This is a genomic window from Streptomyces sp. Q2 (assembly GCF_056820935.1).
In genome coordinates this window covers 87,775-99,803 of the sequence record NZ_JBXEJE010000039.1, presented here as the reverse complement: position 1 = coordinate 99,803, position 12,029 = coordinate 87,775, and the positions used below count along the sequence as shown (strand labels likewise).

The 12,029-nt window shown below is 70.0% G+C and carries 10 protein-coding genes, 1 rRNA gene and 1 pseudogene; 9 read left to right on the top strand and 3 right to left on the bottom strand.

The window, feature by feature from the left end:
- The 9 genes and pseudogenes from rrf to ACWBNA_RS35940 form a co-directional block, all read left to right on the top strand.
- Positions 1-70, top strand: a 5S ribosomal RNA gene (gene rrf, locus ACWBNA_RS35980); the annotation flags it as partial.
- Positions 71-141: 71 nt separating this feature from the next.
- Complete coding sequence (locus tag ACWBNA_RS35975; protein ID WP_482708712.1) at positions 142-786, top strand: HAD family hydrolase; 645 nt, start codon at positions 142-144, stop codon at positions 784-786.
- Positions 787-1,144: 358 nt separating this feature from the next.
- A pseudogene (locus ACWBNA_RS35970) lies at positions 1,145-2,254 on the top strand (MFS transporter); the annotation flags it as partial.
- Positions 2,205-3,377, top strand: a complete 1,173-nt coding sequence (locus ACWBNA_RS35965) for an acetoin utilization protein AcuC (RefSeq protein ID WP_482708711.1) — start codon at positions 2,205-2,207, stop codon at positions 3,375-3,377. The pseudogene ACWBNA_RS35970 and the gene ACWBNA_RS35965, both read left to right, overlap by 50 nt.
- A 1,185-nt stretch (positions 3,378-4,562) precedes the next feature.
- Positions 4,563-5,378, top strand: a complete 816-nt coding sequence (locus tag ACWBNA_RS35960) for a phosphatase (RefSeq protein WP_482708710.1) — start codon at positions 4,563-4,565, stop codon at positions 5,376-5,378.
- Positions 5,379-5,507: 129 nt separating this feature from the next.
- A complete protein-coding gene (locus ACWBNA_RS35955) occupies positions 5,508-5,717 on the top strand; it encodes a helix-turn-helix domain-containing protein (RefSeq protein WP_016437488.1) in 210 nt (69 codons plus the stop codon).
- Between the two features lie 153 nt (positions 5,718-5,870).
- Positions 5,871-5,969, top strand: coding sequence for a 30S ribosomal protein bS22 (locus ACWBNA_RS35950; protein WP_003948845.1), 99 nt, complete (start codon positions 5,871-5,873; stop codon positions 5,967-5,969).
- 229 nt (positions 5,970-6,198) lie between these two features.
- Complete coding sequence (locus tag ACWBNA_RS35945; protein WP_482708708.1) at positions 6,199-7,260, top strand: NAD-dependent epimerase/dehydratase family protein; 1,062 nt, start codon at positions 6,199-6,201, stop codon at positions 7,258-7,260.
- A gap of 14 nt (positions 7,261-7,274) precedes the next feature.
- On the top strand, positions 7,275-8,339 hold the full coding sequence (locus tag ACWBNA_RS35940) for a lysophospholipid acyltransferase family protein (RefSeq protein WP_482708707.1): 1,065 nt from the start codon (positions 7,275-7,277) through the stop codon (positions 8,337-8,339).
- 84 nt (positions 8,340-8,423) lie between these two features.
- On the opposite strand, the gene ACWBNA_RS35935 is transcribed toward ACWBNA_RS35940, so the two are convergent.
- From ACWBNA_RS35935 to ACWBNA_RS35925, 3 genes are all read right to left on the bottom strand, one after another.
- Positions 8,424-9,659, bottom strand: a complete 1,236-nt coding sequence (locus ACWBNA_RS35935; RefSeq protein WP_482708706.1) for a DUF5667 domain-containing protein — start codon at positions 9,657-9,659, stop codon at positions 8,424-8,426.
- Positions 9,660-9,892: 233 nt separating this feature from the next.
- Positions 9,893-10,666, bottom strand: coding sequence for an ECF subfamily RNA polymerase sigma factor, BldN family (locus tag ACWBNA_RS35930; protein ID WP_482708705.1), 774 nt, complete (start codon positions 10,664-10,666; stop codon positions 9,893-9,895).
- 340 nt (positions 10,667-11,006) lie between these two features.
- The gene (locus ACWBNA_RS35925; protein WP_482708704.1) at positions 11,007-11,918 is read right to left on the bottom strand and encodes an HAD family hydrolase; all 912 of its coding nucleotides are present in this window, start codon (positions 11,916-11,918) and stop codon (positions 11,007-11,009) included.
- Between the last annotated feature and the right edge of the window lie 111 nt (positions 11,919-12,029).

Genomic DNA, 12,029 nt, shown 5'->3' with positions numbered 1-12,029 from the left:
GGAAGCTAAGCCTTACAGCGCCGATGGTACTGCAGGGGGGACCCTGTGGGAGAGTAGGACGCCGCCGAACAATTTTTGAGAAAACCCCCGTGCCATCGGCACGGGGGTTTTCTGTTTTTCCGGGTCGTTTAGGGTCGGGCCATGCGCTATGACCTAGTCATCTTCGACAACGACGGTGTCCTCGTCGACAGCGAGCCCATCTCCAACCGGCTCCTGGCCGGCTATCTGACCGAGCTCGGGCACCCGACGTCGTACGAGGACTCCATCCGGGACTACATGGGCGCCGCGATGCATCGGATCCACGACCTCGTTCGGGAGCGCACGGGGAGGCGGCTTCCCGGGGACTTCGACGACGTCTTCCACGGGCGGGTGTTCGCGGCCTTCGAGCGCGAGCTGGAACCCGTGGCGGGCGCCGTGGGGGTGCTGGAGAAGCTGACCGCGGACGGGGTGCCGTACTGCGTCGCCTCTTCCGGGAGCCATGAGCGGATCCGGGTGGGGCATCGGAAGACCGGGCTGGACCGGTGGTTCGACGAGGGGCGGATCTTCAGTTCGCAGGATGTGGGACGAGGGAAGCCGGCACCGGACCTCTTCCTGTACGCGGCCGAGCGGATGGGTGTCGCGCCCGAGCGGTGTGTCGTCATCGAAGACAGTCCGTTGGGGGTGCGGGCGGCTGTGTCGGCCGGGATGGATGTGTACGGGTTCACCGCCATGACTCCTGCCGAGCGGCTGGCGGGGGCCAATCAACTCTTCTCGGGCATGGGGGAGTTGGCTGACCTGCTGGTCTGACGTCAGTGCGGACGGTCGACGAGGCGTTTGGTGGGGCTGTCACCGGTGACGAAGTAAAGCTGAGGGAAACTCATCTTTGGCTGGATCTACCCATGAGTACGCCGGGGCCCTACGCTCGCGGCCATGACTGATGTGCTGCGGCGCGGTAGGGCCTCGCTGGCGTTCAGCTTCTTCGCGCAGGGTGTCGCCTTCGCCCTGCTCGTGACGCGGATCCCGGCCATCCAGGACCGATACGGGGTCTCCGACGCGTTGCTGCCCGCGTTCCTCGCGGCCGTGCCGATCCTCGCCGGCGTCGGGAGCGTGAGCACCGAGCAGTTGGTGAAGCGAATACCGCCCAGCCGGATACTCCGCTGGTCNCCGATACGGGGTCTCCGACGCGTTGCTGCCCGCGTTCCTCGCGGCCGTGCCGATCCTCGCCGGCGTCGGGAGCGTGAGCACCGAGCAGTTGGTGAAGCGAATACCGCCCAGCCGGATACTCCGCTGGTCCCAGCCCGTCGTGCTCCTGGCGCTGCTCGGGGTGGGGGCGGGGGAGTCGATGCTCGAACTGGGAGTGTCGCTCGCCGCCTTCGGGCTCGCCGTGGGTGCGCTGGACGCGTCGATGAACATGCTCGGGGTGAGTCTGCAGCGGGCGTACGGGCGCAGCATCATGCTCAGTTTCCATGCCGTGTACAGCCTGGGCGGGATCCTGGGCGCCTCACTCGCCTGGGCGGGGGCGCACTGGCATCTCGCGTTGTGGGTGTCGTATCTGCCGGTGGTGCTGTTGCTGTTGCCGGCGGCCCTGGTGGGGAGTCGGTGGTACGTCGACGGGGGCGGGGACGCCGATGTCGTGGAGGAGAAGGGCGAGGGCGGGACCCTCGCCTTCAAGTTGCTCCTGCCGCTGTGTCTGGTGATGTGTTTCGCGTACATCGGGGACTCGACCGTCTCCAACTGGAGCGCGAAGTATCTGCAGGACGTGCTGGGGAGCAGTGAGCAGCTGGCGACCGTGCCGTACAACGTGTACATGGTGACCACGTTGGTGGGGCGGGCCATCGGGGACCTCGGGGTACGGCGGTTCGGGGCGGTCGCTGTCGTGCGGGCTGGCGCGGTGGTGGCGGCGGTCGGGTTCGGCGTGGTGGCGGTGGCGCCCGGGGCGTGGGTCGGGATGCTCGGGTTCACGTTGCTGGGGCTCGGGTTGTGTGTGCTGGTGCCGCAGACCTTCGCGGCGGCCGGGCGGTTGTTCCCGGGGGCGTCCGATGCGGCCGTGGCCCGGCTCAATGTTTTCAACTACGTCGGGTTCCTGGTCGGGTCGCCGTTGGTGGGGGCGTTGGGGGACGCCTGGAGTTATCGCGGGGCCATGCTTGTGCCGATGGTGTTGGTGCTGGTGACGCTGGTGTACGCCCGGTCGTTCGCCGCTCAACCGGACCGATACGGTGGCGGGCATGAGCGGCCGCGCACAGCTGATGTGGGACGAGGCAGTAACGGGCTATGACTTCGGTCCGGATCATCCGATGGATCCGGTCCGGCTGGCCCTTACCTGGAGTCTTGTCCAGGCCTTCGGGCTTGATCGGGAGATGACGGTGGTGGCCGCCAAGCCGGCCGGGGAGTCCACGCTGCGGCTGGTTCACCGGGAGGACTACATCGAGGCCGTCAAGGCGGCTTCCGTGGATCCCGGGGCGGCTGACCAGTCGTACGGGCTGGGGACCATGGATGATCCGGCGTTCGCCGGGATGCACGAGGTGTCCGCGCTGATCGCGGGGCAGTCGGTGGGAGCCGCGGAGGCCGTGTGGCGGGGGGACGCGCTGCACGCGGTGAACTTCGCGGGTGGGTTGCATCATGCGATGCCGGGGGCTGCGTCGGGGTTCTGCATCTACAACGACGCGTCGCTCGCCATCGCCCGGTTGCTGGAGCTCGGGGCCTCGCGGGTCGCCTATGTGGATGTCGACGTGCATCACGGGGACGGGGTGCAGGCGGCGTTCTGGGAGGATCCGCGGGTTCTGACGATTTCGCTGCATGAGCATCCCCGTACGTTGTTCCCGCAGACCGGGTGGCCGGAGGAGACGGGGGCGGAGAGCGCGGAGGGGGCGGCCGTGAATGTCGCGTTGCCGGCGGGGACCGGGGACGCGGGGTGGTTGCGGGCGTTCCATGCGGTGGTGCCGGAGGTGATCGCCGACTTTCGGCCGGAGGTGCTGGTGACTCAGCACGGGGCCGACACGCATTTCGAGGATCCGCTGGCTCATCTGGCCGTGTCTCTGGACGCGCAGCGGGCCGTGCAGGAGGCCTGTCACGACCTGGCGCACGAGTACGCCGACGGGCGGTGGGTCGCGTTGGGCGGGGGCGGTTACGCGGTGGTGGATGTGGTGCCGCGGTCATGGACTCATCTGGTGGGGATTGCGGCGGGGCGGGCGGTGGAGCCCACGGCGATGATTCCTGATGGGTGGCGGCAGGAAGTGTTCGCTCGGACTCGGCAGTTGGGGCCGGGGCGGATGACTGATGGGCGATGGCCGGTGGGGTGGGCCGGCTGGGAGGCGGGGTACGACCCTGCGGATCGGTTGGACCAGGCGGTGTTGGCGGCTCGGCGGGCGGTGTTTCCGTTGCGGGGGTTGTTGGCGTAGGGCGTGGTGGGGGTTGGCGATGACGTTTCCTCGCCCCCGCCGCCCCTACCCGTCCCATCCCCCAGGGGCGCTGCCCCTTCGACCCCGCCAGGGGCAGGGCCCCTGGACCCCTGGAGGGCTGGGCCGTGGGTCCTTGGCGGGGCTGGGCCTCGGGCGGGGCGTTGCACCCCGGGCCGGGCTGAGTCCTTGGGTCGGGCCGGGCTGGGCTCCTGGACTCGGGCGGGGTTGTGCCTCTGGACTCGGGCGGGATTGGGTCTCTGGACTCGGGGGCGGGGCGGCCGCTGCATCTCGGGCCGGGCTGCGCTCCTGCGCCGAGGGCGGGGCGCCGCACGCGAGGCGGGGTTGAGCCCCGCCCCTGGACCCGGGGCGGGGTTGGGGTCGCTGCGCCCTGGGCCGGGCTGCGCCCTGGGCCGGGCGCGGCTGGCCCCCTGGATCTGAGCGGGGTGGGCCCTGCGCCCAGGCAGGGTGGGCCGTGGATCCTTGGCGGGGCTGCGCTCCTGCGCCCCGGTCGGGCACTGCATGCGAGGCGGGGCTGGGCCCTTGTACACCGGGCGAGGCTGGGCCTCTGGACCCGGGCGGGGAAATGGGCCGCTGGACCCGGGCGCGAGGCCGGGCCTCTGCACGTGGGCGGGCCACTGCACCCTGGGTCGGGCCGGGCTGCCCCTGGACATCAGGGCACGAGGCCCGGCCTCTGCACCTGGGCGGGCCCCCGCACCCTGGGTCGGGCTCCCCGCTGGACCAGGCCGGTCTGTGCCCCCTGCGCCCAGGCAGGGTGGGCCGTGGATCCTTGGCGGGCCGGACCTCTGGACCCGGGCGGGGCGGGCCCGGACCGGGCCGGGCCCCTGGACCTGGGCGGGGCGGGCCCCTGCACCAAGGCAGGGTTGGGCCGTGGGCCCTTGGCGGGCTGGGCTCTTGGGCGCGAGTGGGGCTGTGCCTCTGCGCCCCGGGCAGGGGTAGGCCTTCGGAGGGGTGGACGGGCCCATGCGCCTCGGGCAGGGGTGGGCCTTCGGCGGGGTGGGCGGGCCCGTGCGCCCCGGGCAGAGGTGGGCGCCGGGTGGGGCGGGACTCTGCGCCCGGGCAGGGCTGGGGGTGGGCCTCGGGTCTGGGTGGGTGGGGGTTACGCCGACTGTGGGGTGTTTGGGGGTTCGGGTCGCGGGGGTGGGGGTTTTCCGTCAGCATCGCAGCGTGTTGAGCGTCGGGGCGCTGCGTGCCCATCTGCTTGCCGCGGGGTTGGCCGGGAAGGTGGCGACCTCGCGGGAGGAGAGTCTGCGGAGTTATCGGTTGTTCGCTGCTCGGGATCCTCGGGTGCTGATCGGGCTTGATCCTCAGTGGTCTTGGGGGCAGCGGGATTTGATCGGATTGATGGCGGACAAGTGTGGCGTTTCGGGCGACCCTCGGGATGTCGAAGGCCATGACGTGATCGATCCTGAGCGGACGCTGGCCGCCCTGGATGCCTTCGCCGGGCGGATCGAGGCGGCCGTCCAGTGCCGCTCGACCGTGCTCCTCGGCACCGGACACCCCCATCGACTGCTCGGCTTCTACGCCGCCTTGGCGGACGCGTTGTCGGCGGCGGGATGTACCGTCCTCACCCCGGCGCAGGGTCACTCTGTCGACATAACGACCCGGTTCGGTCTACGCACGTACAACCTTGACTACGTACGAGGAGTCGCGCTGGTGCGGGAACCGGGCGCGCCGAGCTCCGGTTGTGCGACCGGCGCACACACGCACTCACCGCTCCCGGTTCGGGTCGCGCTGGCCGCGGCCGCGGATGCCGGCGGACCTCTTCCCGAGCTCGTCATCGGAGACCACGGCTGGGTCTGCGGAGCAGGTCAGCTGGGGTGTGAGGCCATTGGGCTGGCGGATACGGATGACCCCGCGCTCTTTGTGGGGGAGGCGGAGGGGGTCGTGTCCGTCGTCGTTCCACTTGATGACGGTGTGCGGTCTGATTACTACCGGCCGCTGACCCGCTACGTACTCAATCGAGCGTGTCTGTCACAGTAGGCCGCCGATGGGTGCACCTCTTCCCCACTTGCATCACCCGCCCCTACATTGGGGAGTGAGCACGCAGCGACGAAGAGTCACCGGAAGGGGAAGCCGGTGGCCGTCGAGTGCGGAAGGTTCAGGTGTGTCATGGCTGCTGAGCAGAGGCCTCTGAGCGAGGTTCAGTTCCTTACCGTGGCGGAAGTCGCCTCGGTGATGCGAGTGTCGAAGATGACCGTGTACCGATTGGTGCACAGCGGTCATCTGCCCGCCATCCGGGTGGGGCGGTCCTTCCGCGTCCCGGAGAATGCGGTTCACGAGTACCTGCGTGAGAGCTATGTGGGGGTGGAAACAGCCTGACGACGGCGGGCCGGGGCGGTCTCAGGGCGGTATTGGATCACCCCGGTCCCCTCGATTACGACCTCAGCGCTCGGGCGGGTAGGCTAGCCCCTCGTAGGTCGTATGGGCCCATGGCGCCCAGCACCGAGTGATGAGAAGTGAGCGAGGGTAGTCGTGGGCTCTGTTATTAAGAAGCGGCGCAAGCGGATGGCCAAGAAGAAGCACCGCAAGCTGCTCAAGCGCACGCGCGTTCAGCGTCGCAACAAGAAGTAAGCGACACCGCGAGAGCGTGTTCTGTGGCCCCCCACCCGTGATGGTGGGGGGCCACACGCGTGTCCGGGTACCGCGTCCGAGGGTTTTGGGTTCGTCACTCGGGGGCTTGATGTCGTCACTTCTTGCATTGGGCAGTCATCACAGCGCAACATCAACCCGCTAGGTTGGCCGCACACGGGGAACGCGGCAGGCTACGAGTGCCGGATGGGCTGGAAGGAAGGCGCTGATCTTGGGCAAGGTCGTGCTCGTGACCGGAGTGGCCCGTCAACTGGGGGGCCGTTTCGTACGACGCATCCAGCGTGACCCGCAGGTGGACCGGGTGATCGCCGTGGACGCTGTGCCGCCCGAGCACCACCTGGGCGGTGCCGACTTCATCCAGGCCGACATCCGCCAGCCCGGGATAGCGCGTGTGCTCGCGGAGACGGCCGCCGACACGGTCGTCCACATGGACGTCACCGGTACCGCGCTGGGCAGCGGCAGCCGGACCTCCGTCAAGGAGACCAACGTCATCGGCACCATGCAGCTGCTGGGGGCCTGTCAGAAGTCCCCGACCGTGAAGCGGCTCGTGGTCAAGTCCAGTACGAACGTGTACGGATCCGCGCCGCGCGATCCCGCCGTGTTCACCGAGAACACCCCGCCGAAGTCGCTGCCCAGTGGCGGGTTCGCCAAGGACGCGGTGGAGGTCGAGGGCTATGTGCGCGGGTTCGCCCGGCGGCGGCCGGACGTCGCCGTGTGCGTGCTGCGGTTCGCCAACATCCTCGGCCCGACCGCGGACACCCCGCTCGCCGCGTACTTCTCGCTGCCGATCCTGCCGACCGTGCTGGGCTACGACCCCCGGCTGCAGTTCGTGCACGAGGACGACGTGATCGAGGTGCTGCGGATCGCCTCGCACGAACCGGCGCGGGGGACGCTCAACAGCGGGACGTTCAACATCGCCGGGGACGGGGTCCTGCTGCTGTCGCAGTGCTCGCGGCGGCTGGGGCGGCCCACGGTGCCGTTGCTGCTTCCCGCGGTCACCTGGACCGGATCGCTGGTGCGTACGCTGGGCATGACGGACTTCTCGCCCGAACAGATCCGGCTGCTCACCCACGGCCGGGTCGTGTCGACGACCCAGATGCGTGAGACGCTCGGGTTCAAGCCGAAGCACACGACGGCGGAGACGTTCGCGGAGTTCGCGCGCAGTCGCGGACCGGGACTTCTGCCGCCGGAGGCCCTTGCGGGGGCCGTCGACCGGATCGCCGCGCTGCCGCTGGCGGGCAGCGGCCACCCCCCGACGCAGAGCGCCAACTGAGGAGCGCATCAACGATGGCGGACGCCAAGGTCATTCCGTTCGACGACGACCGGTCCCGCGGGAGCGCCGTGCAGCGCCCGCCGCGGCGCCGGAGCGCGGGCAGCCGGCGCAAGGGCACGGAATCGGCGCAGGTCCGTGAGGTCCAGCCCCTGCCCAGCAGGTCGCCGGCGCAGGATGATGTTCTTGTGACCCGTGAGGAACAGCCGCCCCAGCAGTCGCCGGACGAGAGCGAGTCCGGCGGCGGCCTGGAGCGCCGTGTCGCGGGCGGCCTCGCCTTCCTGCGCCGCCGCCTCACCGGCGACTACGAGGTCGACGACTTCGGCTACGACGAGGAGCTGACCGACCAGGTCCTGATGTCCCTGCTGCGCCCGGTGTACGAGAAGTACTTCCGGGTCGAGGTGAAGGGCGTCGAGAACATCCCGTCGGAGGGCGGGGCGCTGATCGTCGCCAACCATTCCGGGACGCTGCCGCTGGACGGCCTGATGATGCAGGTCGCCGTCCACGACCACCATCCCGCCAACCGCCATCTGCGGCTCCTGGCGGCGGACCTGGTGTTCATGCTGCCGGTGGTCAACGAGCTGGCCCGCAAGCTCGGCCACACCCTGGCCTGCGCCGAGGACGCCGAACGGCTGCTGGCCCAGGGCGAGGTGGTCGGGGTGATGCCCGAGGGCTTCAAGGGCATCGGCAAGCCCTTCAGCGAGCGCTACAAGCTTCAGCGCTTCGGCCGCGGCGGCTTCGTCTCGACGGCGCTGCGCCAGGGCACCCCGATCATCCCGTGCTCGATCGTCGGGGCCGAGGAGATCTACCCGATGATCGGCAACGCCAAGACCCTCGCGAGGGTCCTGGGCTTCCCGTACTTCCCGCTCACGCCGACCTTCCCGTGGCTGGGTCCGCTGGGTGGGATCCCGCTGCCGACCAAGTGGACCATCCAGTTCGGCGAGCCGATCCCGACGGACGGCTATCCGCCGGAGGCGGCCGAGGATCCGATGCTGATGTTCAACCTGACCGACCAGGTCCGCGAACAGATCCAGCACACGCTTTACAAGCTGCTGGTGCAGCGTCGGTCGGTCTTCTTCTGAGAGACCTTTTGAGAACCAGACGAAAGCCTGGGTACGACGACGGGGGCGCCCTTCTCAGGAAGGGCGCCCCCGTCGTCGTACGGACTACTCCGCGTCCTCCGGGTCGATGCCCAGGCCGGGCAGCAGGCCGGGCAGGAGCGGCGGGACGGTGACGTCGGGCTGGGTGGTCGGTGTCGTGGTCGGCGGGGACGAGCTGCCGGTGTCCTCGGGCGGGTCGAGGAGGCCGCCGGTGTTGCCGCCCAGGAGGCCGTCGTCCTCGGTGTCGGAGCCGGCCGACTTGCTGGGGCTGTTGCTGCCGGTGCCGCTGCCGCCGGAGGAGCCGCCGTCGCCGGTGCCGGGCGCCGACGAACGGCCGGAACCCGTCGAGGTGTCGGAGGATGCCGAGCCGGAGCCCTGCCGCTGGCCGTTGCCGCCGCCCGGGGCCGGGGGCTTCGGGAGGAGGGACTGGAGCGGGGCGACCTCTTCGTCTATGGCTTCGAAGACCGACGACACCTCCTGGCTGACGTCACCGAGCTGGACGGGCAGCCGGTCGCGGAGCGCGCCCCACACTTCTCGGTGCGAGCGCGAGAAGGTGTCCAGGGCCTGGATGGGGCCGAGGGAGTCCGGGTCGCGTTCGTACGCCGCCGTCAGTAGCCGGTGGCCCTCGGAGGCGTCGTGGGTCATGCCGGACAGGGCGCGGCGGATCTCGCCGAGGGACTCGTGGTCGAGTGGGCCGCCGCGGTCGCGCTCCATCAGCCGGCGGGCCTCGCTGAGGCGGGTGGAGGCCTGGTCGAGATAGGCCACGCCGCGTTCGTCGTCCCCGTCGGACATGTAGGTGAGTTTGAAGTCCTCGATACCTCGCTTGAGGCCGTAGAGGGAGTCGCCGGGCAGGGCGTCCGAGCTCGCCGCTGCGACTCCGCCGAACGCGCCGGCGGCGACACCGACACTGAGTCCGCCCGCGGCGAGGCCCTTGGTGAGCCGGGAACGCGGTCGGAGCTTGCCCAGCGTGCTCGCCCGGTGGGCGCCACGGGACCGGGAGCGCTGCTCCGGCACCGAACGGTCTGCCTCGCCTCCAGCGGTGCCCTCCAGCAGCATGGCCTCCATAGCGGCCACGAGCTGGGCCCGCTGGACGACCTTGACCGCGGGGTCCAGCTGTGGCTTGGGCAGCTCGCCGAGACCGGTCGCGAGGGCCGTGAGGCGGCCCTGCTCGGTCTGTTCCGCAGCAGCCGGGGACGGCGGTGGTCCATCGGACTGCTCGGCCGCCGTGCCCTGGCTGGACTGCTCCTCCAGGGCCTGGGCGAAGGCGTTCGCCCGCCGGTGCGCCGATACGTTCGCGATCACTGGCGGCACCTCCTCTCGTCAAGACGGTCGACTCCCCAGGGGGTCCTGAGGGTTGCACGCCCTGACCACAAGCACTCGATCGAGTGATCGAAGTCGGCCAGGGAGTGACCACAGGGAGCCTGCATCCCGCACAACGAGCGGCGCGGCACTTGGGTTACGGACGACGGACGAGCGGATCGGGAAGTCAACGGACTTTCACTGACTGCGAGTTGGGTATTACCGAGTGTGTTCTGTCAGCGGGCGTCTTCCGGGAGGAGCCGGGCCAGCGTGCGTACGGCGCGGTACTGGAGGGTCTTGATCGCACCCTCGTTCTTGCCCATCACGCGGGCGGTCTCGGCGACGGAGAGCCCTTGGAGGAAGCGGAGTGTCACGCACTCCTGCTGCTGGGGGTTGAGCCGTCGTACGGCATCGAGGAGGGCGGCGTTCGAGAGGGACTCCAGGACGGAGTCCTCGGGGGAACGCTCGACCTCGTTGGCGTCGAGCATCTCGCCGGTGGTGACTTCCAGCCGGAAACGGCTCGACTTGAAGTGGTCGGCGACGAGGTTGCGGGCGATGGTGACGAGCCACGCGCCGAAGTCGCGGCCCTGCCAGGTGAACGTGCCGATCCGGCGCAGTGCGCGCAGGAACGTCTCGCTGGTGAGATCCTCAGCGGTCGCCTTGCCTCCCACTCGGTAGTAGATGTACCGGTACACGGTGTCGCTGTACTGGTCGTAGAGACGGCCGAAGGCATCGGCCTCGCCGGCCTGAGCGCGCTCCACAAGATCCATCATGCGGGCGCTGTCGCTGTCCGCGGCGGGACGGCGGGTGGTTGTGGCACCGGTCGAACGCCCTCGTCTTCCGACGGCGGCGCTGCCGTCGGCGAGCGCGTAGCACGGGCCGACGGGGGTGGTGGCAACGGCGAGGGCAGGGACGGCGTACGCGGTGGGGACGAAGCCGCGCAACAGGCCTTGGACCGTTGCGCGCAGCGTAGCCAGGCCCGAGGCGTCAACCCCGACGTGTGGGTACACGGGACTCCCAGAGGCAGAGCTTCCATCACGTGCAGTGCGGGACCGTTCACCCGCCGTAGCGACGGAAGGGGTACCGGATTGCGTCTGAGGAGAATAACGCTTAGTGCAGGCGCTGCTACACGCAGTTGCTCAATTCACCGATTACGTCGCTTCTGTAACCGAATGGCGCCTGATCAAGTACCGCTGAGTGATCGATTGTTGATCGAAAAGGGTCGCGTTCCGTCTGGGTCCGGGGCGTGTTGTGGCCGTGTGCAGCCAACGGGACTGGACAGCGGGGTCACGGGGTACGACTGCGGGATTGACCGGGCGCGCCGGGCGTGACCTGTTGTGACGCCCGGTGTCAGCGACGGCGCTTGTGCAGGGCGATCGCCGCCGCCGTGCCGCCCGCCACCGCGCCGACGCCCGCGGCCGCCGGGATGCCGACCTTCGCCGCCTTGCGGCCCGTGCGGTAGTCGCGCAGGCGCCACTCCAGCCGGCGGGCGTGCTTGCGCAGCTTGCTGTCCGGGTTGATGGCGTAGGGGTGGCCGACCAGCGAGAGCATCGGGATGTCGTTGTGCGAGTCGCTGTAGGCGGCGCAGCGGGACAGGTCCAGGCCCTCCGCCGCGGCCAGCGCGCGGACCGCCTCCGCCTTCGCCGGGCCGTGCAGCGGTTCACCGACCAGCTTGCCCGTGTAGACGCCGTCCACCGACTCGGCGACCGTGCCGAGCGCGCCGGTCAGGCCGAGGCGGCGGGCGATGACCTGGGCGATCTCCACCGGGGCCGCGGTGACCAGCCACACCTTCTGGCCCGCGTCCAGGTGCGCCTGGGCCAGGGCCCGGGTGCCGGGCCAGATGCGCTCGGCCATGTACTCGTCGTAGATCTCCTCGCCGATCGACATCAGCTCGGAGACCCGGTGGCCCTGGACGATCGACAGCGCCGAGTCGCGGGCCTCCTGCATGTGCTCCGGGTCCTCGACGCCGGCCAGCCGGAACCACGCCTGCTGCCAGGCGAACTTCGCGAGGTCGCGGGTCTCGAAGAACTTCCGCTTGTACAGGCCGCGGCCGAAGTGGAACAGGGCGGCGCCCTGCATCACGGTGTTGTCCAGGTCGAAGAAGGCGGCGGCGTGCGCGTCGCCGTGCACCGGGAACGCCGGTTCCTCACCGGCGGTTTCCTGCGTCGACTTGCGCGCGGCCTCCGCCGAGGCCTCGCCTGCCAACACGCTCCGCGCCGTGGCGGAGCGCCTACGGGGAGTGAGCCATCCGAGAGCGGCCATGGCGTGAGCATAGCCAGTCTGTTCGGTGGTTCCGGAGTCGCGAGGTTCGAAGGGTGTGAACTCTCGGCGACCGTGTCGTTAAAGAGCCGGTCCGGCGGAGCGAGAATGGCC

Bases quoted from the DNA above. Each gene is read 5' to 3' on its own strand.
- ACWBNA_RS35975 (WP_482708712.1), top strand. From the start codon at position 142: ATGCGCTATGACCTAGTCATCTTCGACAACGACGGTGTCCTCGTCGAC.
- ACWBNA_RS35965 (WP_482708711.1), top strand. From the start codon at position 2,205: ATGAGCGGCCGCGCACAGCTGATGTGGGACGAGGCAGTAACGGGCTAT.
- ACWBNA_RS35955 (WP_016437488.1), top strand. From the start codon at position 5,508: ATGGCTGCTGAGCAGAGGCCTCTGAGCGAGGTTCAGTTCCTTACCGTG.
- ACWBNA_RS35940 (WP_482708707.1), top strand. From the start codon at position 7,275: ATGGCGGACGCCAAGGTCATTCCGTTCGACGACGACCGGTCCCGCGGG.
- ACWBNA_RS35925 (WP_482708704.1), bottom strand. From the start codon at position 11,918: ATGGCCGCTCTCGGATGGCTCACTCCCCGTAGGCGCTCCGCCACGGCG.